20 protein-coding genes are annotated in these 26,457 nt (G+C 64.7%); 6 read left to right on the top strand and 14 right to left on the bottom strand.

Translation table 11 applies throughout. From position 1 onward, the window contains the following. Positions 1–176 precede the first annotated feature (176 nt). The 4 genes from RAD10_RS29815 to RAD10_RS29800 form a co-directional block, all read right to left on the bottom strand. Complete coding sequence (locus RAD10_RS29815; protein WP_461620300.1) at positions 177–2,720, bottom strand: caspase family protein; 2,544 nt, start codon at positions 2,718–2,720, stop codon at positions 177–179. Positions 2,721–3,096: 376 nt separating this feature from the next. Then, entirely contained in the window at positions 3,097–3,840 is a 744-nt protein-coding gene (locus RAD10_RS29810; protein WP_461620299.1) for a carbonic anhydrase, read from the bottom strand. 130 nt (positions 3,841–3,970) lie between these two features. Continuing rightward, positions 3,971–7,474 (bottom strand): DNA polymerase III subunit alpha, encoded by a 3,504-nt coding sequence (gene dnaE, locus RAD10_RS29805; RefSeq protein WP_461620298.1) that lies wholly within the window; start codon positions 7,472–7,474, stop codon positions 3,971–3,973. A 486-nt stretch (positions 7,475–7,960) separates the two neighbouring features. Continuing rightward, positions 7,961–8,683 carry an outer membrane protein gene (locus RAD10_RS29800; RefSeq protein ID WP_461620297.1) on the bottom strand — a complete coding sequence of 241 codons (723 nt, stop codon included), beginning with the start codon at positions 8,681–8,683 and terminating at the stop codon, positions 7,961–7,963. Between the two features lie 253 nt (positions 8,684–8,936). Here RAD10_RS29800 and RAD10_RS29795 point away from each other — a divergent pair, with 253 nt between their 5' ends. Together RAD10_RS29795 and RAD10_RS29790 are read left to right on the top strand one after the other, a co-directional pair. Next, positions 8,937–9,254, top strand: a complete 318-nt coding sequence (locus RAD10_RS29795; protein ID WP_461620296.1) for a DUF3551 domain-containing protein — start codon at positions 8,937–8,939, stop codon at positions 9,252–9,254. 1 nt (position 9,255) lies between these two features. Then, complete coding sequence (locus tag RAD10_RS29790) at positions 9,256–9,522, top strand: DUF3551 domain-containing protein (protein WP_461620295.1); 267 nt, start codon at positions 9,256–9,258, stop codon at positions 9,520–9,522. A 59-nt stretch (positions 9,523–9,581) separates the two neighbouring features. On the opposite strand, the gene RAD10_RS29785 is transcribed toward RAD10_RS29790, so the two are convergent. Continuing rightward, positions 9,582–10,220 (bottom strand): HD domain-containing protein, encoded by a 639-nt coding sequence (locus RAD10_RS29785; protein ID WP_461620294.1) that lies wholly within the window; start codon positions 10,218–10,220, stop codon positions 9,582–9,584. Between the two features lie 44 nt (positions 10,221–10,264). After that, positions 10,265–10,726: a carboxymuconolactone decarboxylase family protein gene (locus RAD10_RS29780; protein ID WP_461620293.1), complete on the bottom strand. Its 462-nt coding sequence runs from the start codon at positions 10,724–10,726 to the stop codon at positions 10,265–10,267. A 108-nt stretch (positions 10,727–10,834) separates the two neighbouring features. Here RAD10_RS29780 and pdxR point away from each other — a divergent pair, with 108 nt between their 5' ends. Next, complete coding sequence (gene pdxR / locus RAD10_RS29775) at positions 10,835–12,244, top strand: MocR-like pyridoxine biosynthesis transcription factor PdxR (protein ID WP_461620292.1); 1,410 nt, start codon at positions 10,835–10,837, stop codon at positions 12,242–12,244. Between the two features lie 23 nt (positions 12,245–12,267). Here pdxR and map read toward each other — a convergent pair whose 3' ends face one another. The 3 genes from map to RAD10_RS29760 all read right to left on the bottom strand — a co-directional run bounded on the left by map (position 12,268) and on the right by RAD10_RS29760 (position 15,488). Continuing rightward, a complete protein-coding gene (map, locus tag RAD10_RS29770; protein WP_461620291.1) occupies positions 12,268–13,017 on the bottom strand; it encodes a type I methionyl aminopeptidase in 750 nt (249 codons plus the stop codon). A 132-nt stretch (positions 13,018–13,149) separates the two neighbouring features. Next, positions 13,150–14,049, bottom strand: a complete 900-nt coding sequence (locus tag RAD10_RS29765) for a GNAT family N-acetyltransferase (protein WP_461620290.1) — start codon at positions 14,047–14,049, stop codon at positions 13,150–13,152. A gap of 62 nt (positions 14,050–14,111) precedes the next feature. Next, positions 14,112–15,488, bottom strand: coding sequence for an FAD-binding oxidoreductase (locus tag RAD10_RS29760; RefSeq protein ID WP_461620289.1), 1,377 nt, complete (start codon positions 15,486–15,488; stop codon positions 14,112–14,114). Between the two features lie 109 nt (positions 15,489–15,597). Between RAD10_RS29760 and RAD10_RS29755 the strand changes: the two genes are divergently transcribed. Beyond that, entirely contained in the window at positions 15,598–16,506 is a 909-nt protein-coding gene (locus RAD10_RS29755; RefSeq protein ID WP_461620288.1) for a LysR substrate-binding domain-containing protein, read from the top strand. A gap of 131 nt (positions 16,507–16,637) precedes the next feature. Here RAD10_RS29755 and RAD10_RS29750 read toward each other — a convergent pair whose 3' ends face one another. Beyond that, positions 16,638–19,790: a GAF domain-containing hybrid sensor histidine kinase/response regulator gene (locus tag RAD10_RS29750; RefSeq protein WP_461620287.1), complete on the bottom strand. Its 3,153-nt coding sequence runs from the start codon at positions 19,788–19,790 to the stop codon at positions 16,638–16,640. Between the two features lie 299 nt (positions 19,791–20,089). Here RAD10_RS29750 and RAD10_RS29745 point away from each other — a divergent pair, with 299 nt between their 5' ends. Continuing rightward, the gene (locus RAD10_RS29745; protein WP_461620286.1) at positions 20,090–21,397 is read left to right on the top strand and encodes a COG3904 family protein; all 1,308 of its coding nucleotides are present in this window, start codon (positions 20,090–20,092) and stop codon (positions 21,395–21,397) included. Between the two features lie 49 nt (positions 21,398–21,446). Here RAD10_RS29745 and RAD10_RS29740 read toward each other — a convergent pair whose 3' ends face one another. Beyond that, the gene (locus RAD10_RS29740) at positions 21,447–22,226 is read right to left on the bottom strand and encodes a helix-turn-helix transcriptional regulator (protein WP_461620285.1); all 780 of its coding nucleotides are present in this window, start codon (positions 22,224–22,226) and stop codon (positions 21,447–21,449) included. Positions 22,227–22,337: 111 nt separating this feature from the next. Between RAD10_RS29740 and RAD10_RS29735 the strand changes: the two genes are divergently transcribed. Further along, a complete protein-coding gene (locus tag RAD10_RS29735) occupies positions 22,338–23,417 on the top strand; it encodes a zinc-binding dehydrogenase (protein WP_461620284.1) in 1,080 nt (359 codons plus the stop codon). Between the two features lie 226 nt (positions 23,418–23,643). On the opposite strand, the gene RAD10_RS29730 is transcribed toward RAD10_RS29735, so the two are convergent. From RAD10_RS29730 to RAD10_RS29720, 3 genes are all read right to left on the bottom strand, one after another. After that, positions 23,644–24,285, bottom strand: coding sequence for a glutathione S-transferase family protein (locus RAD10_RS29730; protein WP_461620283.1), 642 nt, complete (start codon positions 24,283–24,285; stop codon positions 23,644–23,646). A gap of 96 nt (positions 24,286–24,381) precedes the next feature. Then, the gene (locus RAD10_RS29725) at positions 24,382–25,086 is read right to left on the bottom strand and encodes an ABC transporter ATP-binding protein (protein WP_018320184.1); all 705 of its coding nucleotides are present in this window, start codon (positions 25,084–25,086) and stop codon (positions 24,382–24,384) included. A gap of 7 nt (positions 25,087–25,093) precedes the next feature. Continuing rightward, positions 25,094–26,374 carry a lipoprotein-releasing ABC transporter permease subunit gene (locus tag RAD10_RS29720; RefSeq protein ID WP_018320183.1) on the bottom strand — a complete coding sequence of 427 codons (1,281 nt, stop codon included), beginning with the start codon at positions 26,372–26,374 and terminating at the stop codon, positions 25,094–25,096. Positions 26,375–26,457 lie beyond the last annotated feature (83 nt).

The raw sequence follows: 26,457 nt of genomic DNA, 5'->3' as shown, positions 1-26,457 counted from the left end.
GCCCCGGCTGCCACCGGACGGCCTTGTGAGCCATGCTTCCGTGTGAGATGCGGCGCTGTATAGCGCCATTTCGGCCAGAAGCAAGGAAATAAGGGCCTTTCGGGGGCCGATTTCGCCCGCGAGGGGCCCTTTCCGTGGAGACCAGGCCGCTCCCTCGCGCCCCGACTAGCACTTGACTAGCACTTGGGCTGGTTCGGCGGGCACTTCTTGGCCGCCGGCGGCGGAGGTGCGGGACGCGGCGGAGGCGCGGCCGGGCGCGGCGGAGGTGGTGGCGCAACGGCCATACGCGGCGGTGGTGGGGGTGCCGGTCGAGCCACCGGCGGCGGTGGAGCGGGCCGCGCCACGGGCGGAGGAGCCGGCCGCGCGACCGCAACCGGAGGAGCCGGGCGTGGCGGCGGAGGTGCGGCCATCCTCGGCGGCGGTGCCGACACCCGCGGCGGGGGTGGTGGCGTGGGCCGCGCCACGGCCTGCGGCCGCGGCGGCGGTGCAGCCGGTCTGGCCGCCTGCGGCGGGGCCGCCGCTGGCAGATGCTGCGGCCTGATCGGCTCACGTGCCGCCGAAGGCGGCGGCACGATCGGCCTCCCGGCCGCGGCCGGAGGCGCCGCCGGCGCGCCAGCAGCGGGCGGCGAGCCAGCAGGCTCACGGGTCGCAGACTTGGCGCGATCCGCAGGCCCGGTGCCGGGCGGCGTCTGCGCCACCGGTGGCTTGGGGGGCTGGCCGGGCACAGCCGTCGGGTTTGTCACGGTGGGCGCAGCCGTTGCCGGCGCGGCAGCCGTTGGCGCATTGGAATGAGCAGGCAGTGTTGTGCCGGGAGCAGCCGTTGTGCCGGGAGCAGCCGTGGTTGGCGCTCCCGGACGAGCCGGCGGTGTCGCACCGGGTGCGGTCGCCGTCGGTGGCACGGGCCTTCCGCCCGGCATAGGCCCTGCCCCCGCTGGCGGTGGCGGCGGGCCGCCATGGGCACCAGGAACCGGCAGCGTGTTGGCCTGGGGCAGCCTGGTCTGCGGAGCAAGTGTCGGCGTCGTCTGCGGCGCAGCGGATGGCGCTGCGGCCGGCGCGACTGCCGTCGTCGGCGTCACCGGAGCCGCGCCGGGCCTCGCCGTCGGCTGGATCGTCGCGCTCGGCGGCATCGGCGCCTTGCCCTGCTGGATCAACGCGGCGCGCTGCACGACCGCCTGCGGCACGGCGGGCCCGGCCGGGTTGGCACGGCCGGCAATCGCTGGCGCCAGATTGCCCGGTCCGGCCCCTGCCCCCGTAGCCGGTGCTGGTGCCGGCAGGCGGTTGATCACGGTATTGATCACCGTCGTATTATGGATGTTCTGGTAGATGATGTTGTTCGGCGGCGGCGCGACATAGACCGGCGGCCTGACGAACACCGGGATCGGCACGAACACCGGCTGCGGCAGCACGAACAGGCCGACGACGGGCAGCGGCGGCGGCAACACGACGAAATCCGGCGGCGGCGGCGGCAGATAATAGACCGGCGGCGGCGGTGGCGGCGCGAAGCCGAAATCGGGGTCGCTGAAATACAGCACCGGACGGTCGACATAGACCACCTCCTCCGGCGGCGGTGGCGGCACGTCGTAGTCGATCATCGCAAAGCTCGGCGGCGGCTCGGCCGGCGCGGTGAGGATCGCGAGGCGCCGACGCGCGTCCGCCGCATGCGGCCCGCGCGGATAGCGGCGCAGATACGACCAATAGGCTTCCGGCGTGTCGTTCCGGTAGGTGCGTCGCCAGGTGATCGCTTCGCGGCGCGCCGCGACGATCGCCATCACGCGCTTCGACAAGGGGTCACCGGGATAGGCGGCGAGAAACTCCTCATAGGCCGGCAGCGTGTCGCGCTCGAGCGCGGCGGCATAGGCATCCCGCACGCCGAGGTCGCGGATCGGCTTGCTCCGGATCGCGGCGACCTGGTCGGGCGCGGCCTCCGGGGGCGGCGCGTCGGGCCCGCGCTCGAAGAACGAGAATGGCGCCGAGATCTTCTGCTCGTTCCAGGGCACCTGCGCGCCCTTGGAGGCCTCGTTGACGCGCAGGCGAACGCGGTCGAACACCTCTGGCAGCGGCAGGCCGCCGGTCCGGATCATCTCGGCCAGCGACTGGGCGTAGATGCCGTAGGGCCCCGGCTCCTCCGGCGCGACCGTGCCGGGCGCGGCGTTGAACGCGATCAGCATGTTCGGCTCGGGCTCGACCAGCGCCAGACCGCTAGCGATCGGCTGGCCGCCCTCGATGAAGGGCTGCGCGCGGGCCGCGTCGAGCACGACGATGTTGGCCTTGAGCGGGATCGAGGCGAGCTGGCGCACATAATCACTGATCCGCAACGCCTCGGTCGGAACGTCGGTGTCGCGGGTGATGTTGGAATCGACCGGGATGAAATAGTTCTCGCCGGCAAGCTGCACGCCGTAGCCGCCGAGATAGATCATCGCGACCGTGCCCGGCCCCGAGGCCTGGGCCTTCTGGATGAAGTCGCGAAAACTCTTGCGCAGCGTGTCGCCGTCGAGATCGCGTGCACCGACGACGTCGAAGCCGGCCGCCTGCAGCGTCTGCGCGATCAGGCCGGCGTCGTTCGCGGTCGTTGCCAGCGGCGACTTGGCATAGGCGCCGTTGCCGACCACGAGCGCGATGCGCTTCTCCTGTTGCTGCGCGTTTGCTGCGCCCGGCGTACCGGCGGCAAGGGCCACGATCGGCAGGAGAAGGCAAATGAAGACTCGGAACGTCCCACGCATGGCTTGCTTGCCCGCTACTGTAGTTGAGGTGCCACCACGCATGAGGCGCGCAGCCGGCTGAACGGCGATTGAACGAAAAGCTCGGATTGAGGCAGTGGCGTGGCCACGCCGCTGCTGGCGTCAGCCTCAGGTCAGCCTCAAATCAGCCTCACCTTACTCCACAGCTTGCAGCTCGGCGAGCTTCGTTCGCGCGGTCGCCTCGTCCAGCGCAACGAGTTCGGCCGGCCCGGGATTCGCCTCTCCTGCCGTCGCGATGGAAACGGCTGCAAGCCCGACCAGCCCGCCGAGGACCGCGCCGCCCGTCGCGGCGTCGTGATGGCGCGGACTGGGCGTCGGAGCTGCTGCACACGGCGCCCAATACTCCAAACGCTGGGCTTTAGCCCTGCGCGATCAACTCGACGGTCCCTGTACGCAACCGATAGATACCGCCGACCACCTTGAGCTTGCCCTGTTCGACCGCTGCGTTGAGAAGCGGGGCGGCCGATTTCAGCTTGGCAACGTTGTCGATGACGTTCTGGCGAATGGCGTTGTCGAGCGCGTTTCCGCTCTGCTGGGCCGCCGTCTTCACCGACGGTGCGATCGCGGCGACCAGCGTGGGGATGTGTCCCGGCAGCGGCTTGTCGTCCTTGAGCGACTTGATGGTCGCATCGACCGCGCCGCAATTGTCATGGCCGAGCACCAGGATCAGGGGCGTGCCGAGCACGGCAACGGTGTATTCCATGCTCGCGACCGTCTCGTCGCCGGCAAAATTTCCGGCGACGCGGCACACGAACAGATCGCCGCGTCCGCTGTCGAAGGCATATTCGGGCGCGATGCGCGAATCGGCGCAGCTCAAGACGGCCGCGTACGGATTCTGACCGCCGACCAGCGCTTCGCGCTCATGCGTGAAGTCGTGGCGGCGCGACACACCCGACACGTAGCGCGAATTGCCCTCCATCAGCCGCTTGAGCGCCCCATCGGGCGACAGCACGTTCTGCGGTTTGGGCGGCGCCTTCGCCTCCTTGGCCAACGCGGTCCCGCCAAACGCCGCCGCACCGAGCGCCGAGGCGGCAAGAAGCATCATCGAGCGCCGGGAGGGAGCAACCGATCGATGCAGATTTTCAGAGCATTTGTCGCACATGGCTGTCGTTCTCCTGGCTTTCCCGCGCAACGAGATTCTCGAGACAACAACTAATAGCTGTGCGCCAGCGACTTCGAAACCGCGCGCGGGCCAAATAGTTAAGCTTTGGTTTGCGGCGGTGCCTACAGTATCAGAGCTGCTGCACGTCCACCACGCCCGCGACCGCCTTGATCGCGCCGGCAATCTGCGGCGAAACCTTGAAACGGCCGGGCAGCTTCATCTCCACCTCGGTCTCGAGGTCGAGCATCATCACCAGCGAGACCTCGCCGTCGCCGTTGGAGCGCGGTGCGATGCCCGGACTGCCGACCTTCGGCGCAGCGCCATTCGACGCGGCCATATCGGGCCCGGCCAAACGCTTGGCGATCGAGTCCAGCGGCTTGGTATCGCGCACGAAAATGCGCAGGCCCTTCTGCGTCTTGGCGGCGGCGTCATCCAGCGGCTCGGCATGCAGCACGCGGGCGCGAACGTCCTCGCCCTGCAGCTCGGCGCCGAGCTGCAGCAGCACGGCAGCGCCCGGCTCCAGCACGTCGCGATATTGCGCGAGGCCTTCGGAGAACAGCACCGCCTCGAAGTGGCCCGTGGGATCGGAGAGCCCCATGATGCCCATCTTGTTGCCGGTCTTGGTGCGCCGCTCCATGCGCGAGACCACGGTGGCCGCGACCTTGCCGGCGGTGGCACCGGTCTTCACCGCGCGCGAGAACTCGGCCCACGACTGCACCCGCAGCCGCTTCAGCACGGTGGCGTAATCGTCGAGCGGATGGCCCGACAGGAAGAAGCCGACGGCGTCGTATTCGCGGCGGAGCTTTTCGGCCGGCAGCCAGGGCTCGATCTGCGGCAGCATGATGGTCGGCGCATCCGCCGACATCCCGAACATGTCGTTCTGGCCGATGGTCTCGGCCTGATGCGCGCGCTGGCAGGCGGCCAGGATCGAGTCCGCGCCGGCGAAGACGCGGGCGCGGTTCGGCTCCAGCGTGTCGAAGGCGCCCGCGGCGGCGAGACTTTCGATGATGCGCTTGTTGATCGCGCGCGGATTGACCCTTGCCGCGAAGTCGGCGAGCGAGGTGAACAGCCCGCGCTTGGTGCGCTCCTCGATGATCTGCTCGATCGCCTGGATGCCAACGCCCTTCAACGCTGCGAGCGCGTAGTAAATGACCTTGTCGCCGACCTCGAAGGTCGCGCCGGAGCGGTTGATGTTCGGCGGCACGACCTTGATGCCGAGGCGCTGAGCCTCGGAGCGGAATTCCGAGAGCTTGTCGGTGTTGTTCAGATCGAGCGTCATCGACGCCGCGATGAACTCCACCGGATAATGCGCCTTCATGTAGGCGGTGTGATAGGACACCAGCGCATAGGCCGCCGCGTGGCTCTTGTTGAAGCCGTAGTCGGCGAACTTGGCCAGCAGCTCGAAAATGGTCTCGGCCTGCGCCTTGGGCACGCCGTTCTTCACCGCGCCCGCGACGAAGATGTCGCGCTGCTTGTCCATCTCGGCGCGGATCTTCTTGCCCATGGCGCGGCGCAGCAGGTCGGCGTCGCCGAGCGAATAGCCCGACATCACCTGGGCGATCTGCATCACCTGTTCCTGGTAGATGATGACGCCGAAGGTCTCCTTCAGGATCGGCTCCAGCACGGGATGCAGATATTCCGGCTCCTCGTCGCCGTGCTTGCGCGCGCAATAGGTCGGGATGTTCGCCATCGGACCCGGGCGATACAGCGCCACCAGCGCGATGATGTCCTCGAAACGGTCGGGGCGCATGTCGACCAGCGCGCGCCGCATGCCCTGGCTTTCGACCTGGAACACGCCGACCACCTCGCCGCGCGCCAGCATCTGGTAGCTCTCGGCATCGTCGATCGGCAGTGTGGCAAGATCGACGTCGATGTTGCGCGGCTTGAGCAGCTTACAGGCGACATCGAGCACGGTCAGCGTCTTCAGGCCGAGGAAGTCGAATTTGACGAGGCCCGCCGGCTCGACCCATTTCATGTTGAACTGGGTCACCGGCATGTCGGATTTGGGATCGCGGTAGAGCGGCACGAGCTCGCTCAAGGGACGATCGCCGATCACGATGCCGGCGGCATGGGTCGAGGCGTGGCGGGTCAGACCTTCGAGGCGCTGGGCGATGTCGAAGGCGCGCGCCACGATCGGATCTTCGTCGCGGAAGGCCTGGAGTTTTGGCTCGCTCTCGATTGCGGCCGCGAGCGTAACGGGCGCGGCCGGATTCTGCGGCACCAGCTTGGTCAGCTTGTCGACCTGGCCATAGGGCATCTGCAGCACGCGGCCGACGTCGCGCAGCACGCCGCGCGCCTGCAGCGTTCCGAAGGTGATGATCTGCGCGACCTGGTCGCGGCCGTAGCGCTCCTGGACGTACCTGATCACCTCGCCGCGGCGGTCCTGGCAGAAGTCGATGTCGAAGTCCGGCATCGAGACACGTTCGGGATTGAGGAAGCGCTCGAACAGCAGACCGAACTTGATCGGGTCGAGGTCGGTGATGGTCAGCGCCCACGCCACCAGCGAGCCTGCGCCGGAACCGCGGCCCGGCCCGACCGGAATGCCCTGGCCCTTCGCCCATTTGATGAAGTCGGACACGATCAGGAAGTAGCCCGCGTATTTCATGCGCATGATGACGTCGAGCTCGAACGCCAGGCGCTTGCTGTAATCCTCGTCCGTCATGCCCTGCGACAGGCCGTGGACCCGCAGGCGATTGGCGAGCCCCTCCTCCGCCTGGCGCTTCAGTTCGGCCGCCTCGACCGCGGCGGCATCCGAGCTCGACGCAGCGCCGACCGTGAAGAACGGCAGGATCGGCTTGCGCGTCATCGGGCGGAACGAGCAGCGCTCGGCGATCTCCACCGTCGAGGCCAGCGCCTCCGGAATGTCGGCGAACAGCACCGCCATCTCGGCGCGTGTCTTGAAGCGATGATCCGGCGTCAGCTGCTCGCGCTCGGTCTCGGCGATCAGTCGCCCACCGGCGATGCACAGCAGCGCGTCATGCGCTTCGTAATCGTCGGTCGCAGCGAAATACGGCTCGTTGGTCGCAACCAGCGGCAGTCCCTTGGCGTAGGCCATGTCGATCAGGCCGCTTTCGACGCGCCGCTCCTTCTCGATGTTGTGGCGTTGCAATTCGATGTAGAGGCGGTCGCCGAACAGGCCGGCCAGACGCTCGCAGCGCAGGGCGGCAAGCTCGGCATGACCACCGGCAAGCGCCAGCGAGATCGGCCCGTCGGGTCCGCCCGTCAGTGCGATCAGCCCGTCGGTCTCGCCCTCGAACCAGTCGAACTTGACGAACGGAGCGTGGCTATCCGGCGATTCGAGGAAGGCGCGCGAGTTGAGCCGCATCAGGCTGCGATAGCCGCGCTCCTGCGCGGCCAGCAGCACCACGCGCGACGGCCCCATCGCGTTGCGCGCATTCGGGTCCTGGTCGCCGAAATCGATCGCCAGCTCGCAGCCGACAATCGGCTGGATACCGGAGCCCGCCATCTTGTCCGAAAACTCCAGCGCACCGAACAGATTGTCGGTGTCGGTCAGCGCCAGCGCCGGCTGGTGGTCCTTCTTGGCAAGCTCGGCGAGCTTGGCGATCTTGATCGAGCCCTTGAGCAGCGAATAGGCCGAGTGAACGTGAAGGTGGACAAATCCGGCGCTCGGCATGGTCGCGTGACGGCCTCTTGCAGATGGAATGGAGCGGTCGCCGGCTCCTCAAGGCATCATGCACTCGCCGTTTGCCTTCGTTTGCCGACTCGCCTCGCAATGGTGAGGTGTCGCCGCTTCAGAGTCCACGCCGGAGCGGCCAATTGGCCGCGTCGTCCTGCTTTTCCCCAGGGGGCACCGGTAAAGGGGAGCAGCGGTTTACAAAACCGCTGCCCCTAGAGCTGCGGTATGACCTGCGCCCAGATCGCGATCATCCCGACGAACAGCGTGATCGACGCCAGTGCGGCGGCCTCTTCCACGAAAACCCTGAACATGGCTTGCTCCCTTGTTGGAACGTATGAAGAACATTGTTCTCATTTCGTTCTCAAGAGTCAAGCATGGCGGACGACCTCCAGGAGCAATGGTTAACTCGCTGAATTCACGCAATAAAAAAGCCCCGGCCTAAGCCGGGGCTTTTCGACGACGCTCGATGACGAGCGATCAGTCTCAGTAACGGCCGAGGATCGGGCCGCCGAACTTGTAGTTCAGGCGGACGAGACCCATGTCGACGTCCTGCTTGACGCGCTCGACAGCGCCGCTGGCAAAGGTGATGTCGTGGTCGCCGAGGAAGATGTGATTGTACTCGACGCCGACCGTCCAGTTCGGAGCGAACCCGTACTCCAGGCCCGCGCCAACCGTGGCACCCCAGCGGGTCTCGTCAGCCCGGTCGAGGTTTGCACCCGTGACAGTGCTGTAGACGTCGTACTTGTTGCTGACGACAGCCGCACCGCCCTTTGCGTAGAGCAGGACGTTGTTCCAGGCGTAGCCAACCTGGCCGGTGATCAGACCGAACGAGTCGACGCGCGTACGATTCCGGAATCCGGTGATGCCGCTGATGTTGTCACCCGAGAAGTCGGCCCAGTTGCCCTGGCCTTCGAGGCCGAACACGAACTGGCCGGACTGCCAGCGGTAACCGACCTGACCACCGACCGTGCCGCCGGTCGAGTTGTGCGAGCCTTCCGCACCGAAGCCAACCAGGTTCCACGACGTGTCCGCCGAACCGCCGCCGCCGTTGACGCCAATATAGAAGCCGCTCCAGTCATAGACCGCGGCGATCGCCGCCGGCGGCGCCTTGGTGTACGGCCGAGCTGCGAGGTCGGCAGCCAGCGCCGGCGCAGTCGCGCTCAGCGCGACAAGGCTCACAGCGGCAAGCAACAAATTCTTCTTCATTTGAGTCCCGTTCCAGTTTCGTCGTTAGGCCCCCTGGCCGCAGCGTGGTGATAACAGTGATCGACGGAATTGCTGTAACCTCGACGCAACAGTTCGCTCCAAAGGCCCGCGCTTCATTAATGAAGATTTATCAGCGCGTTCTGGAAACCCTTTGAAATAAGTGTTTTCTGTAGTTCCATTGTCGGCGATACGAGATAAATTGCATGCGCGCGTAACAACGTCGCGCGCACATTCGCGTGATGGAGAATTGAAGATGCGCAGACGAATTGCCCTCCCCATTGTCGCCACACTTTCGCTCGCACTCGCCACATTTGCACTCGTGTCGAGCGCAACAACACCCGCACGCGCGTTCGGAACGCATCATCCATTCTGCCTAACCGGCGATGAATGGCCAGGCCTGAGCAATTGCAGGTTCGACACCTACGCGCAGTGTCAGGCAAGCGCATCGGGACGCGCGCTGACCTGCATCGCCAATCCGTATTTCGCCGGCCAAAGCGACGACCCCTACGCCTATCAGAATCGTCCGCGCGCGCAGACGCCCGGCTATTCACCAGGCTACTTCCTGCGCTGAGATGCGCCACGCTCGCCTCGCACTGATCGTGATCGGCCTGCTTCTCGTGGGCGGATCTGCACGCGGGCAGACCTACGATCCGAGCTATCCCGTGTGCATGCAGATCTACGGCCCGGTCGGCTATTTCGACTGCCGCTACGGCTCGCTTGAGCAGTGCCGATATCTCGCCGTCGGACGTTCGGCGAGTTGCGTGGTGAACCCGTATTTTCCGCTGAAGAAACCAACGCGCCCTCGCCGCTCGAGCGCGCCGCCTCGCCCCGGATCCTAACCGTTCAGTTTCCGTCGGAGATAGGGCGGCGTAGGCGTGCGGCGAATGCCGTCATCGGCTCAGCTCTGCCAGGGCGTGCTGCGGATGCGCGTGCACGCATTCGGCTTGCGGAAGCTGGGATCGTGATCCTCGATGTAGTCGAAATTGACCGTCCCGAACGTCGTCTGCGGCTTCTTCAGCGCCGAGCAGGTCTGCACCTTCAGGAACTCGTTCTTGAAGTCACCGCGCGGAAACGCCGAGATCACCTGGTCGCGCTGCTCCGGCGTGTAGTCGTCATACCCAATGCCCACGACGTCCACCAGAACACCCGCGTTGGTGAGCGCGATTTCCGGCCGCATGAATTGCGGAATGCCGGGCGTGGTGTGCAGCGCGATTGCCTCCCACACCAGATCGGCTTGCGGCTCGGCGATGCCGCGCGCCCGCAAGAACTCACGCGCAGCGTCGGCTCCGTCAACCTCAAATCGCTTTGTCTGCGTGTGGTAATGGTCGACGAGGCCGAGATCGTGAAACAACGCCGCGACATAGAGAAGTTCGGGATCGAATTTCAGCTGCTGACGCAACCCCTTCATGGCGCCGAAGACATAGACCCGTACGGAATGGTTGAAAAGCATGTCGTCTTCGTAGCTGCGCACCAGTTCAGCCGCCTCGCGCGCCAGCTTGCTGTCGGGGATTACGACGCCGGAAATCACACTCATCATCTTCAAGCTCCTGCTTTGCATTTCGGCTGATGTCGCGCGATCCGTCAGGCCGCCTTCTCGAGCGCGGCCTGCGGAGTATTTCGGAAGCTGATCGACATGCGATTGTACGCGTTCATCAGGCTGATTGCGATCGTGAGATCGACAAGCTCGCGCTCGCTGAAGACCTTGCGGGCGGCTTGATAGGCTTCATCGGGCACGTTGGTCTCGGCGACGCGGGTGACAGTCTCGGCCCAGGCGAGGGCCGCGCGCTCGCGGTCGTCGAAGAGATCGCCGGCCTCGGCCCAAGCCTGCAGCAGCGCGAGCTTTTCGACCTTCACACCGCTCTTCAGCAGATCCCGCGTGTGCATGTCGAGGCAGTAGGCGCAATTGTTGATCTGCGAGACGCGCAGGTAAGCGAGGATCACCAGCGTCGCGGGAAGCCCGCTCTGCATCACGTAGCCATAGACGCCGCCCAGTGCCTTCGCGCCTGCCGGTGCAATCTGGTTGTAGTTGAGACGTTCACTCATCCGCTTTCTCCTTGATGATCGAGGGAGCCCCTCTTTCCTCGCTCAGATGCCCCTGCCGTGGTCTATAAAAAAGGACCAAGAACGCGGGAAAATCGTGTACCAAGGATCATGACCAGATCGCTGCGGCTGAAGCTCGACCGGTCGGCGAAGACGCCGCTGGCGGAGCAAATCCACAGGGGGATCAGGGCCGCCATCGAGCGCGGCGTGCTCGCCCCGGGCGCGCGCCTGCCCTCATGGCAGGATTTGGCGGCCCAGCTTGGCGTCGCGCGCGGCACCGTGCGCTCAGCTTATGAAAAGCTCTCATCGGCCCAACTGATCATCGCGGCCCGCGCGACAGGCACGCATGTCGCCGACCGTCCGTCCATTCCCGTGCGGCGGGACATGGCGCCGGACCCCGGCTCGTTCATGGAGATGTACCAGGAGCTCACGGCGGGGCCGGCGATCTTCCAGATGGGCGTTCCTTCGCAGGAGACCTTTCCTGCGACGCTGCTCGCGCGAACGCGCGCACGGGCGATTCGCGTCGAGATGAGCGCACCTGCGATCTACCCTGACCCGCGCGGCGAGCTGGGCTTGCGCCGCGAGATCGCGGCCTACCTTGCGCTGGCGCGCGGAATCGAATGCGCACCGTCCCAGATCATCATCACCAGCGGCTTCAGCGGCGGCCTCGGCCTGGCGCTCCGTGTCCTCGACCTCGGGCAAAGGAAGAAAGTCTGGATGGAGGATCCCGGCTTTCCCTTCACCCGGCACGGCCTCGAACTTGCGCGATTGTCGATCGTGCCAATCACGGTTGACGCAGATGGGATCGATGTCGATGACGGCCTGCAACAAGCGCCCGACGCCGCGCTGGTTGTCGTGACACCGGGGCAGCAGGCGCCGCTCGGATCCGCGCTGTCACTGGCACGTCGATCGCGCCTGCTCGACTGGGCGACCCAAAACAACGCGTGGGTGATCGAGGATGACTATCTCAGCGAACTTCAGCTCAAGGGCCGGGCCACGCCGGCGCTCGCCTCGCTCGATCGCGCCGGCCGCGTCATTCACATTGGCTCCTTCAGCAAGACCGTAACGCCTGCCCTACGGCTCGGCTTTGTCGTTGCACCGGCCGCTCTGGCGTCGCGATTCGCCGAGACCGCAGCGTGCCTCGCGCCGGCACCCGGACCCGCGGTGCAGCTCGCCACGGCAGACTTCATCCGCGAGGGCCATTATCTGCGGCATCTGCGACGCACCAAGCGCGCCTACACCGCGCAAGGCGATGCATTGCTGAAGCAGCTTCGAACGCGCACCACGAACGTTGCGATTGCAGGACTGGCCGCGGTCCTGCGCTTGCCGGACGGAGCGCCTGATCTTGCCATCGCCAGGCAAGCTGCATCGTTCGGACTGGCGCCCACGCCGCTCTCGCTCTGGTATGCCTCGAAGGCTTCGGCGCGTCCGGGACTGTTGCTGGGCGTCGCGACGTCTCCACTCAAAAGGATCGACGCGTCCTGCGACCGGCTCCTTCAGATCATCGACCGCCTGACGTGATCCGACTCCGACCTCGGTGGCTTTCAGCCGGCCAGCGTCACGATCAAAGGTCCGTTGCGGGTGGCGATCACGGTGTGCTCGTATTGAACGGTCGGCGCCTCGGGGCTGCTGTAGAGCGTCCATGGGGCATCGCCATTCTCCGCCCACTCGGCGCCCATGGAGAGGAACGGCTCGACGGTGAACACGAGGCCATCGTTCATGATGCGGCGTTCGGAGCGGTCGGGCCAGGTTGCAATCTCCGTCGGCTCCTCATGGAGCGACAGGCCGACGCCGTGACTGGCCAGATTCCTGACCAGGCTGTAGCCTTTCTTCCGCGCAAAGGTCCCGATCGCCTGGCCGATCCCGGCAATCGGCTTGCCCGCGGCGACCTGCTGCAGGCCTGTCCACATCGCCCGCCGGCCATCCCGGCAAAGACGTTCGATCGCGCGGTTTACGGGGGGAACGGCGAAGGAAGCACCCGTATCGGCAAAGAAGCCGTTCTTCTCGGCTGACACGTCGATGTTCACGAGGTCGCCGCGCGCGATCCGCCGCTCGCCCGGGATGCCGTGAGCGATCTCCTCGTTGACGCTGATGCAGGTCGCCCCGGGAAAATCATAGGCCAGCTCCGGGGCCGAACGCGCGCCGGCGGCCTCCAGCAACTTTCGTCCGATCTGGTCGAGCTCCGAGGTGCTCATGCCCGGCTCAATCGCCTTCCCCATCGCCTCCAGCGTATTGGCGACGATGCGACCGATCTCTTTCAGGCGCGTCAGGTCGTTGTCATCGGAGATTGTCATGTCAGGGCTCTTGTCCGGGAAGCCCGGACATAGCCCCTGCGAGGTCGGCTTGCAAACGCAGTATGTACGCCAGAATCGTTCGCGCAGCCGAGTCAGAGTTCCGCCAACGCGGGATCGCAAGTCCTGCCAAGTCTACATGAAGCCCGGATTACGCGGGAGGTAACTAACCCAATCTCCGAACGGTCGATTGGACATCAGCAGCATCGGCAACGTCAGATGCATGCCGTGGTCGGTCGCCACCTTGAGCGCCGGCTCGCTCGTACCCGGCACGAAGGCCGAGATGGTTGGAACATCGCCCCGCGCCGCGAGCGACAGCGCAGCCGCAAGGGCGGGGCCAACCAGATCCGGCCGGCGGACCGCGAGCGGGCCAATGTGCCCATCCGAAATATAGACGTACCCGACGCACTCGCGGCCGGCGTGAATGGTGAACCCGTTCGTCGTGCTGTCGCCCAGGAGATATCGGTGATGCTTCGCTCTGGCAACGCCGAGAGCGCTGACATCAATGGGCACCAGGTCCTCGAACCGGGCCGTTGCGGCGGCAAGTGGCTCAAGACGCAGCAGCGGCTCGGCCAACCGTGACACCAGGCGGTCACTGGGCACGCTGACCATGTAGATCGGACAGCGCGGGAATAGTTCGTGACGGATGTAGAGGCCTTGCGACACGTTATTGAAGGTGAAGGTGATCAACGCTTTGACGGATGCTCCGCGCGTTGCCGCGTGAGCGAATGACTTGCCGAGCAATTGATTGCCAATGCCGTCGCTCTGGCGATCAGGCGTCACGAACAGCTGCGCCAAGAACCAAAGCTCGCCACACACCCAACTCCACGCGAAGCCGACAATGTCTCCGTCGTCATCGGCAACCCATAGACCTTCAGGATCATCCGCAAGCGAAAAGGCTTGAAAATGCTGCGGGCGGGAGGACGCCATCTTGCCGAACCCCCGCCGTTCCGTGAGTTCGTTGATGCTGGCGACCACGATCTCGTCGGCTCTCGCCAAATCTTCGCTACAAGCGGGTCGGCATACGACAGCCATTCTCGAATTCTCCCGAAGAGATCAGCACGGCCCATGGGAGCGACGAAATCCTCAACCGGCAATCAGGCCAGGGGCCGGATGTTCTGGTTCATGCGGAAGAAGTTGGTCGGGTCGTATTTCGCCTTGATCCGCTGCAGGCGCCGGTAGTTCGGTCCATAGGCGGCCGCGACAGGATCGCCCGTCTCGTCATCGTCAAGATAATTGACATAGCGGCCGGAGGCGAAGAAGGGCCGCATCCTTTCGTAGGTGTCGCGCGCCCAGGACATGCAACGGCTGGTATCGCTGGCCTGCATCCACTGCGCGAGAATCAGGAAATTATAGCCCTCCTGGCGATGCGGAAATGCCGTATCCACGGTATCGACGCGGGCCGCCGCGCCGTGGACGTGTTCGACCAGAAACTGCCCCATGGGAGTCGGGCAGCGCGCGAAACATTCGATCATGGTCGCAATCGCGCCATCACTGAGCTCCGCGAGGAAGTTCGATTTCCAATAGTTGAAGGCGCCTTTCGGGTAGTTGGCGTCGAGCATGCGGTTGAGGTCGCAATAGGGAATCGGCCCCACTGCATCCAGGATCGGAGTCCCGAACTGTTTCAGCGGCCGCACCGCTCGTTCGGCATCCGCCAGCGGACCGCAGTGGCTGGTGACCAGGACCGCGACCTCCGTGCCGGAGCCGTCCGGCGCATGCGTCAGGGATGCGAACAGCATGTGCTCGTCCGCGAGCGACCGCGTGCTGGTCCGGAAGAATTCGAGCACCTCACGGGAGCGTTCGATGGGATGGACGATCGGACCGCCGGTAATGATCGGTCCGACGGTATGAAGATCGTATTCGAGACTGGTGGCGATCCCGAAGTTTCCGCCGCCGCCGCGGAGGGCCCAGAACAGATCGGGCTCCTCTTGCCTGCTGGCGCGCAAAACCTTGCCATCAGCGGTGACGAGTTCGACGGCCCGCAGATTATCCAGTGCCAGACCGTACTTGCCCATCAGCCAGCCCAGTCCTCCGCCGAGGGTCAGGCCGGCAATCCCGGTGGTCGAGACCACGCCGCCCGTGACCGCAAGTCCGTGAAGTTGCGTTTCGCGATTGAGCTCGCCCCAGGTCGCCCCGCCCTGCGCCCAGACGGACTTGCCGACCGGGTCGACCCGGACGCCCTTCATGGGCGAGAGGTCGATCATGATCCCGCCGTCGATGGTTGCGCGTCCTGCTACATTGTGGCCACCGCCGCGAACGGCGACCTCGAGGCCGAGCCTGGTCGCAAGAGCGACGGCGTCGACGACGTCGGCCACGCTGCTGCACCTGGCGATCAATGCCGGCCGCTTGTCGACCAGCCCGTTATGGACCTTTCGCGCTTCCTCATAGCCCTCGTCCGCCGGTTTGAGCAGTTGTCCTCCGAAGGAGGCGCCAAGATCGGCGGCAGCGCTGGCGACAGATGCGATGGACGACATGACCTGATCTCCTCAGCTTGACCCGCCATATCCTCGACCGCGCACCATCTCCGCGCAAATCCGAAGAATTCAGGTGACGATGAATTAGTTTCACCTAGACTGGGCGGGCATGCACAAGCTCCCGCCCCTGATCGAGCTTCGCGCTTTTGAAGCCGCCGCCCGCCACCTGAGCTTCAAGAAGGCAGCGGCAGAACTCGGCGTGACGCCAACGGCGATCAGCCACCAGATCGGGTTGCTCGAGCTTTATTGCGGTCGCGCTCTGTTTCGCCGCAGACCACGGCCGCTCTCGCTGACCGATGCCGGAGCGCGGCTTTTCCCCGCCATACGCGGCGGGCTCGAGGTGTTTGCCGCGGCCATTGCGAGCGTCAAGCAGGAAGGCGCCCAACAGCCTCTCCGGGTGACGACGACCAACGCATTCGCCAGCCGCTGGCTCGTGCCTCGCCTGCCCCTGTGGCGCAAGTTGCATCCCGACGTGCCGCTGGAGGTCATCGGCACTGACACGGTGCTCGACCTGCAGGCCGGAGACGGCGACGTCGCCATTCGCTACGCGACCAGCCGAGTACGACCGACAGACGGCATCGTCGAAGATCTCTTCACCGATACATTCTGGGCCGTCTGCAGTCCGCGCCTGCTTGCAGCGGGGCGCTTGATGCGACCGCTCGACCTCGCAAATCACGTCCTGATCCACTCCTACTGGTCGCCCGCCGATCGTGAGCCGCCCACCTGGCAGCGATGGCTCGCCGCGGCTCAGCGCAGATGGCGTGAGGTACCCCCGTTCAAGGACATGCAGCATCTGAGTTTCCGCGAGGAATTGCACGCCATCGAGGCGGTGATCGCAGGACAAGGAATAGGAGTGTTCAGTGATGTGCTCACGGCACACGACCTCGCCGCCGGTACGCTCGTGAAGGCGTTCAAGTTGAGCTTGCCTGGCTACGGCTTCCATGTGGTCAGTAAGGCAGGCCATCCGCGCGCGAGAACCATCCGCGCCTTTTCGGAGTGGCTGCGATCAGACCCTTGATCCGCTCAATTAGGGCTATGATGCCGCAGGCGGGCTCACAGTTTCGCCAATCGGCTGCGAACCAAAGCATCTGGGCTTGAATGGATACCGGTGGGCTGGACCGGCTGGATTTGCCGGACCGAATAGCCGGATCAAATCTCGTCCAGCAAGGTACGGACTTTGGCGGCCAGATCTTCGATCGCAAAGGGTTTGGACAGCAGATGCTTGCCGGCATCTAGCATGCCGTTGTGAACGATTGCGTTGCGCGTGTAGCCAGTGGTGAACAGCACCTTCAGATCCGGGTATCGTTTCGACAGCTCGGCCGCAAGTTCAGCGCCCGTCATGTCGGGCATGACGACGTCGGTAAATAGCAGATCCGGAATGAGACCGTTTTCGATCGTCCTGATCGCCTCCTTGGCACTCGCGGCTTCGACGACGGTATAGCCAAGCTCACGCAGGCTTTCGGATGAGATGCCGCGAACCCGCTCATCGTCCTCGACAACGAGGATGGTCTCGCTCTGAAGGCTTGCACCGGGATGTGTCACGCTTTGCGACGAAGTTGCGGCCGCCTCCTCTTGGCCCGCGAAGCGTGGAAGATAGATCTTCACCGTCGTGCCGACGTCGACCTCCGAATAGATTTTGACGTGACCACCCGACTGCCGCACGAAGCCGTAGACCTGACTGAGGCCGAGACCGGTGCCCTTACCCACGACCTTGGTCGTGAAGAAGGGGTCGAAAACTTTTCCCAGCGCATCCGCCGGAATTCCCGTGCCGTTGTCCGTCATGGCAACGAGAACATACTGTCCGGGTGACAGCGCATATTCGCGAGCAAGTTTGCGGTCGATCGAGGCGTTGCTGGTTTCGATCGTCAGTCGGCCGCCCTTCGGCATGGCGTCACGCGCATTGACTGCAAGATTGATGACGGCGCTTTCCAGCTGGGCCGGATCTGCCTTGACGCGCCAAAGCCCGGCCGCAAGGACCGTCTCGAGCCGGATAAGCTCTCCGAGCGACCGCTCGAGCAGTTCGCTCATCCCTCCAATCATCCTGTTGATGTCCACGACCTCCGGCGCCAGGGGCTGCTGGCGCGAGAACGCGAGCAGCCTCTGCGTCAAGGTGGCAGCGCGATTTGCGCCATCGATCGCGCCCTCTATGAAGCGGTCGATACTGACCTCTCCGTTGCCGAGCCGTCGTTTGGCGAGATTCAAACTGCCGAGAATGACGGCCAACATATTGTTGAAGTCGTGGGCGATACCTCCGGTCAATTGACCCACGGCTTCCATCTTCTGGGATTGCCGTAATTGCTCTTCGGCTTTCATGCGTTCGGCGATCTCGTCGGCGACACGCTTCTCCAGTTCGGTATTAAGCGCCTCGAGCTTGGTCAGGAGCCGAGCGTTGTCGATGGCGCTAGCGGCATGACCGGCGATCCCGAGCAACGCCGTCTCGTGCTCGACGTGAAATTTGCCGGTCTCTGCATGGCCAAAGAACAGTCCGCCGAGGACCTCGCTCGTTCGCGAGATGACGGGGACCGCGAGGTAGGATCGGACTGGAAGGTGTCCCTCTGGCATGCCTCGACGTGGTGTGTTCTTGCCATAGCGCGGGTCCCGCAGGATGTCGTCAGACCTCACGACGCCCGTGCCCTTGAACGTCGGCTCGAACACCGCGGTGTTGCGCGGCATGGGAAAACTTTCGAAGGCGGATCGCGGCACTCCGGACAACGAATAGAGCATGTAGCTGCCGCCGTCCGGCGCCAGAACGTTGTAAAAGAAGGCCCCGAACTGGGCGCCCGTCAGCTCGACGCCGGCATCTGTCACGATCTGCACGATCTTCTCGAGGTCGCGCTCGCGGGCGACCGATGCGCCCGTATCATTCAGGATTCGAAGTTGGCGCTCGGTCTTCTTCTGCGCCGAGATGTCCAGAACCGTCCCGATGAACCGGACGGCCTGCCGATTGGAAAAGATGGCCTGCCCCGTCGCCGCAATCCAGCGTTCGACACCATCCTCGATGCCGATGGTCCGGAATTCAATGTTGTAGCTTTTCGGGGAGTCCGGCATCAGGGCTGCTGATACGGCCTTGTGAACTCGCTGCCTGTCGTCCGGATGGATACCCTTCAGGAACGCGCCTTCATAGCTCACTTCGGCGCGGGGTGATAAACCGAACACCTCCTTGCAGCGCTTATCCCATCCAAGAACGTTGTTGACCGGATCATAGTCCCAGGTACCAATTCCTGCCGCCTTGTTCGCAAGGCTCAGGCGTTCGGCAGCATCACGTGCTGCCTGCTCCGACCGAACGCGCTCGATGTGGGCCCACGATCTCTCCGTGACCTCAGTGAGCAACGCAAGCTCGCGCGGCGTCCATTGATGCGGGTTGCGGTGGTGTATGGCCATCAACGCCGTGAGCTGCCCTTCTTTGACCAAGGGCATGCAAATCGTCGAACCTATCCCGATATTCTGGAAGGTCGCCGCTTCCTCCGGCGCGATCTCCTTCATATTGTCGTTGATGATGAGAGGCCTGCCGGCACCGAGCTCTCGCACGGCCTTTTCACCGAAGTCAGCCAGACTGTAATGGCCGAGGATATGCATCGCACCGGGGGCCGCCCAATCCCCGCGTATGGTGAAGCCGTCCTGATCGGGATCCATGTCGGCATAGGCACAGTTCGACACTCGGAGATGTTCGCCGACCATCCTCGTCGTCACCGCCATCACGCCATCGGCATCGCGAGTCTTGGCCGTCTCCCTGCTGAGTGCATCTAGGAACAGCAGACGGCTCTCGTTCTCCCGCACTGCTGCCTCGGCGCGCCGCCGTTCGACGGCAGTGCGCGTGCGCTCGGCGACATCATGGATGAGCTCGAGCTCCTCGGGGCTCCATTCCCGCGGTGTTGCATTGTTGAGGTACAGGAGCGCAACGACCCCGTCGGGCTCGGAGATCGGCATGTTGACGAGCGCACGAGCGGATATCGCTTCGAGCGCGCGAGCGCGGTCGCCAACGCGAGGATCTTTCTCCGCGTCGGCACAGATGACGGTCTCGCCTCGCTTCAGATCTTCGATGTAGTCGCCATAGTCGCGGAAGTGCAGCACTCCCGCCAGGCTCGAAATGCCCGGCGCGTTCCAGTCGCGAGCGATGGTGATGGTCTCGGCCGACGTATCGACAGTGCCGTAGCCCGCCCGGCTGACCTTCAGGCTGCGGCCGAGCAACTCTGCCGCGGCATAAGCGAGATCGTCAGGGTTGGCGATCTCCCGGATGTGGTCCCCAAGGGAAGCCAAGACGGCATTGCGATCGGTCGAGTTCTCCCCGGCCGCCGTTGTCATGTGACTCCCCCGTCACTTTGTTCGCTTCACCGAATATCGTTTCGGCAATCTTGCGGCATCAGCTCGCGAGCCAGCGAGAGAACCTGCGCCGCCTGATAACCTCATGAATGGGTTAAGGTTCCGGAAGACCTGGACCAAGCGCCGGGTCGCGGCTAACGAGCCGGGCCATCTCGGGAAAAGCAGGAGGCCCATCCTGACCTCGGCAAACAACCGCAAAGCAATGCGCCACTGCAAGTTGTGAAGACATCGACCGTCGTGTAGCGTCGGCAATTGATATTCACCTCGCGGTCTCACAATTGATGTTCGTCCGAGTCCTGCTTGTCCTTTTCTTCCTCTCGTGTCCTGGTGCATTGCGCGCAGAAGCACCGCCGGCCGAGAAACCCGGCTTTGCCTCCAGGCTGACGATCTATCTTGCCAAAGGCGCGCCCGACGCGTGCGGGCCGGGCTGCGACCGCTGGATCGCGATCGAGGGCCAGATCGATCAGGACGCAGCGTCCCGCATTCGCCGCTTCCTCGCCGGCGTCAAGGACCTGCAGCGCCCGATCTACCTCCATTCGCCCGGTGGAAACGTTGAGCAGTCCTATGTGATCGCCCGGCTGCTGCGCAGCCGCAACGCTATCGCCCGGGTGGGCCGGACGATCGCGACGGCGTGCGCCGCGGGCACGCAGATCGACGCCGCATGCCTGAAGATGAAGAACGCAACCGGCGAGGTCGAGGCCGAACTCAGCACCTATCATGCGATGTGCAACTCGGCATGCGGTTACCTGTTTCTCGGAGCGACCTCTCGCGAGGTTGCGCCCGATGCCGCGCTGGCGGTCCATAACTCCAGGCTCATCCTCCGGTTTCGAGGCAATCCGCCTCCGGAAGTGGTCGCGGAAGCGCGGCGGCGCCGGATCGCCGGCGCCGACCGCGACCGCGCCGCGTTCATTGCGGCGATGGGAATCAGCCGCGAGCTCGATGCACTGATCAGCACAGTGAAGTTTGAAAGCCTGCACGTGCTGACGCGGCCCGAGCTCTACCGGTTCGGGATCGACACGCGACCGCTGGCCGAGACGATGTGGCGGCTGGAAAAGGGAGCGCGACCGTTCATCAGCAAGATCGCCGCGGTGAAGAAGGAGAGCGATGCCTCGTTCCGGACCATGGAATGGCGCCTCTATTGCGAAAACAAGAAGCGCGTGCCGCTGATGTTCGCCGGCGAGATCGACGCATCGGCTGCCGGCAAGAAAACGATCCTGATCGCGGCCAGCGCCGACATGAGCAAGGAGGCCGGAGGGCCTCCGGTGCGGTTCGGGAAGTACGAGGTCTGGAACGGCGCCGTCGACCCCGACATGGTCAAGGCAGTGCTGGCCTCGCACTCCCTGCAGGTCCGGGAAACCACGCCGGAACCAGAGGGACGGGCTGATATCACAAGCTTCAACATCGACACGACCGGTTTGGCGTCGGTGTGGACGCAGCTCGGGACGTCGTGCACCTCAGTGGCGACAGGCCCGGCAAAACCCTGGACGACGAATTCTCTGCAGCCGACACCCTGGACGGACAGTCCATGGACAGCAGGTGGTACCCTGCCGAACGTCAGCGCAACGCCTGCGGCCACACCCGCGCCGTAGCGCGCAGTCTTGCAAACCAGTCTTCAAGAGCTGAAGCCTGCCCCCTCCCTCAGCCCTCGACCGGCGTGTAGATCACCAGCTTTAGCGCGGGATCGTCGTTGGCCTGGAAGCTGGTGTGCTCGAACCGGAGCACGCCCCTGGTCGGATGGTTCATGGTCTTGAGGCCCGAGGCGGTGTTGCGGATGTCGTGGGCTTCCCACCATTTGACGAATTCCGGACTGCCCTGGCGCAGCCGCGTCAGCAGCTCCGTAAAAGCGGGATCGCCGGCCCAGACGTCGTGATTGGCGCGAAACATCGCGACCATGCTTCTGGCGACGTCGGTCCAGCTCGCGCCGTAGAATTTTCGCGTCTGCTTGTTGGTCATCACCAGCAGCAGCGTATTGCGATCCTGCTCTGGCAACTGACCGAAGGCAAAGACCTCCTCGGCCGCCGCGTTCCAGGCCAGCACGTCCCAGCGCCGCCCGGTGATATACGCCGGATGCGGCAGGCTCTCGACCAGCCGCTGGATCGGCGGCGGCACGATCTCGCGCGTGAACGCCCCCCTGGCGCCGTCGCGCGCCAGCGCCTTCAAATGCGCGTGCTCGGTCTTGCTGAGGCGGAGTGCGCGGGCCAGCGCATCGACGGTGGTCACCGACGGGCTGACGGTGCGGCCCTGTTCGAGGCGGATGTACCAGTCGACGCCGATGCCGGCGAGCTGCGCGACCTCCTCGCGGCGCAGCCCCGCGGTGCGCCGGCGCCGGCCGACCGGAAGGCCAACCGTCTTCGGCGACAGCTTTTCGCGGCGAGACCTCAGGAAGTCGCCGAATTCAACGCGGCGCGGATCGGCCATGATGTCGCTCCCAACATGGAGGGTCTTTGGAATACTAGGATAATACCAGGCCTTCTTGTCCCCTCCAAGGCGGCGCATATGGGATTCACCCCGACGTTGAGGTGAACATCCATGAAAGCTGCCGTACTTAAATCCTTCGGTTCTCCGCTGGCGATCGAGACCGTCCCCGATCCGGTGCTCGGCACCGGCGAGGTGATCGTCGACATCGTCGCCACGCGCGTGCTGTCCTACATGAACGAGGTTTTTGACGGGACACGCAATTACGCGCTCGATCTGCCTGTTATCCCCGGTCCCGGCGGCATCGGCCGGGTGCGCGCGATCGGTCCGGATGCCACCAAGCTCAGCGTTGGCGACTGGGTGTTTTGCGACCCGACGGTGCGCTCGCGCGATGATGTCGTAGCGCCCGATATCGCCCTCCAGGGGCTCACCGCCGCCGGCCCCGGCGGCATGCGGCTGCAACAGCATTTTCGCCACGGCTCCTTTGCCGAGCAGATGCGCCTGCCGACCGAGAATGTGAAGCGGCTCGGCGCGATCACGTCCGAGGACGCGACGCGATGGTGCGCGCTAGGGACGCTGCTGGTGCCCTATGGCGGCTTTCTTGCCGCAAACCTCCAGCCCGGAGAGACCGTGCTGGTGAGCGGGGCCACCGGCAATTTCGGCAGCGCGGCCGTCTCGGTTGCGCTGGCGATGGGCGCAGCCAGCGTGGTCACGCCGGGTCGCAACGAGAAGATCCTCGCCGACCTCGTCCGCCGCTTCGGCAGCCGCGTGCAACCGGTCAAGCTTACTGGCAATGAAGATCACGACCGCGAGGCGATGAAGCGCGCAGCGCCCGGTCCGATCGATTGCGTGTTCGACATCATGCCGCCCTCCGTGAGCGCCGACGTCGTGCGTGCGGCGATCATGACGGTGCGTCCCTATGGGCGCGTCGTGCTGATGGGCGGCGTCGGCATGGCCGGCGGCGCGGGCCTCGAACTTCCCTACCCCTGGATCATGCGCAACTGCATCAGCATCCACGGCGTCTGGATGTACCCGCCGGATGCCGCGAGCCGTCTGATCGCGCTGGTGCGCGCGGGGCAGCTCAAGCTGGAGGAATATGAGACGACGGCCTTCGACCTCGACCACGCCAACGAGGCGGTGGCGCACGCCGCGGCCAATGGCGGACCGTTCAAAATGACGGTGATTAGGCCCTGAGCCCTAAAGCATGATCCGGGAAAGTGCGCAGCGGTTTTCCGAAAAGATCATGCTTAAACAACAACCTAAAGCGCGATGACGGTTCATCCTAATCGCATCGCGCTTTAGGAGCGCGGCAGAGCGCCGTCGCCGATTTTTTTCGTCAGCCCGGCCAGGCACTTGGCTACTGTGCATGGGGTTGTTTTCGCATTTTTGTTAGGGTCGTGAGCCGCCCTTCAAGCGAGCGCTACAATCCCGGTGATCTCGCCGCCCAAGCCCTGGTGGCCTGGCAGCTTTCCATCGCTCGGACGTAGGCAGGGCGTGCCGTCGTGCGGGCGAGATAGTCCCGCTCGGTAGAACCGGGGACATAGTTGCCGGTTCGCAGGCCGAGTAGGAGGGCGTAGCTCACCGAGATATCGGCGGCCGTGAATCGGTCGCCGGCAAGATAGGGGCAATCCGCGAGGCGGCGGATAACCAACCCCAGCCGACTCTCGAAGGTCTGGAGTGCCCAGCGGGTAACCCGGACATCTCGCTCGGCTTCGGGCGCCAGTTGGCGACCGACGATGACGGCGTTCATCGGCCCGGCGAGCCCGGCCTCGCCCAAGTGAAGAAATTGCAGATAGGAAGCGAAGGCGGGATCGTCCGGGGCGACGGTTAGCGAACCAGAGCCGTGACGGGCGAGCAGGTACTCAAGAATCGCGATCGATTCGACCATGATCGTCTCGCCGTCCTGCAGTGCCGGAATGAAGCCGGCGGGATTGATCGCGAGGAAATCGCGATCAATCTCGGCTGCGAGCAGATCGACCGGGTGCAGCCGATAGGCCAATCCTAGTTCCTCGAGCAGCCAGACAACACGGAAGCCGCGACCTTCGCCATAGACGGTGAGCATGGTTGAGCGTTCCTGATTGGGCTCGATGTACTAGCTCGCAGAGGTAAGCCGGTCGCGCAACGGGCTATCGACGGCGCATCTTGCGCTCACGGCTTGTTACTCGAGCTCGACCACCTGGCCGTTCGACAGCGACACCCGCCGGTCCATGCGGCCGGCGAGCTCCATGTTGTGGGTCGCGATCAGCATCGAGACCTTGGTCGCCTTGACCAGCTGCATCAGGGCCTGGAACACGTGATCGGCCGTGTGCGGATCGAGGTTGCCGGTCGGCTCGTCCGCGAACAACACCCGCGGCGCGTTGGCCACCGCGCGCGCGATCGCGACGCGCTGCTGCTCACCGCCGGACAGCTCGGCCGGGCGATGGGTGATGCGGTCGCCGAGGCCGAGATAGCCGAGGATCTCCTTGGCGCGCTTGACGCTCTCGGACTTTTTGAGGCCGCGGATCATCTGCGGCATCATGACGTTCTCGAGCGCCGAGAACTCCGGCAATAGCCGGTGCGACTGGTAGACGAAGCCGATATCGGTGCGGCGCAGCTGGGTGCGCTCGATGTCGGGCAGCTGCGAGGTCGGCGCGCCCGAGACATAGACCTCGCCGGAATCGGGTGCTTCCAATAGCCCCGCGATGTGCAGCAGCGTCGATTTCCCCGAGCCCGACGGCGCCACCAGCGCCACCGACTGTCCGGCCCACAGCGCGAGCTTGGCGCCGTCCAGGATCGTCAGCGGCACCTCGCCCTGCAAGTACTGCCGCTTTATCTCGTGGAGATAAATGACCGGTACGTCTTCCGCCCCCTGCTGCTGCTCCATCAACCCCTCACTCGTACCGCAGCGCTTCGACAGGATCGAGGCGCGCGGCGCGCCACGACGGATACAGCGTCGCCAGGAACGACAGCGTCAGCGCCATGATGACGACGGCCGTGGTCTCGCCGACGTCGATCTCGGCGGGCAGTTTCGACAGGAAATAGAGTTCTGGCGAGAACAGCTCGGTGCTGGTCAGCCATGACAGGAATTGCCGGATGGATTCGATGTTGAGGCAGATCACGAGGCCGACGACAAAGCCGACCAGCGTGCCGACCACGCCGATCGAGGCGCCCGTGATCAGGAAGATGCGCATGATCGAGCCCTGCGAGGCCCCCATCGTGCGCAGGATCGCGATGTCGCTGCCCTTGTCCTTCACCAGCATGATCAGGCCGGACACGATGTTCAGGGCCGCGACCAGCACAATCATGGTCAGGATCAGGAACATCACGTTGCGCTCGACCTGGAGCGCGTTGAAGAAGGTCGAATTGCGCTGCCGCCAGTCCACCAGGAACACCGGCCTGCCCGCGGCCTCCGTCACGGCCTGGCGGAAGGCGACGATCTGATCGGGATTGGTGGTGAACACCTCGATCGAGGTGACGTCGTTGCTGCGATTGAAATAGGCCTGCGCTTCCGCGAGCGGCATGAACACGAAGCCGAGATCGTATTCGGACATGCCGATCTCGAACACGGCGACGATCTTGTACGGCTTGATCCGCGGTGTCGTGCCCATCGGCGTGACCGCGCCCTTCGGCGCCACCAGCGTGATGCTGTCGCCGGCATGCAGCGACAGCTGGTCGGCGAGGCGCCGGCCGATCGCGACGCCCTGCCCGTCGTCAAAGCCCTCGAGCGAGCCCTGCTTGATGTTCTTGGCGATCGAGGTGAGGTTGTTGAGGTCGTCGGAGCGGATGCCACGCACCAGCACGCCCGAGGCGTTCCATGGCGAGGACGCCAGCGCCTGGCCGTCCACCACGGGCGCGGCGAGCCGGATGCCTTTGACCTGGCTGAGGCGGTCGGCGACGTCCTTCCAGTCGGTCAGCGGCGATTCCAGCGGCTGCACCAGGATGTGCCCGTTCAGCCCCAGGATCTTGTCGAGCAACTCTTTGCGGAAACCGTTCATCACGGCCATGACGATGATCAGCGTCGCCACGCCAAGCATAATGCCGAGGAAGGAGAACCCGGCGATGACCGAGATGAATCCCTCCTTGCGGCGCGCCCGCAAATAGCGTGCCGACAGCATCCACTCGAATGGCGCAAAAGGCGCGGTTTGCACGGTTTCGGTCATGGTCTCATCCATCGCTCGATAATCCCATGATTCGGGGTCAATTGTGGCCGGATTGGCGGCCGCGATATCGGGCGATGAACAATATTCAGCCGACC

This window comes from Bradyrhizobium sp. 23AC (assembly GCF_054863025.1).
Note: the sequence above shows the minus strand (reverse complement) of the source record. Positions and strands in the feature narration are given on the sequence as shown.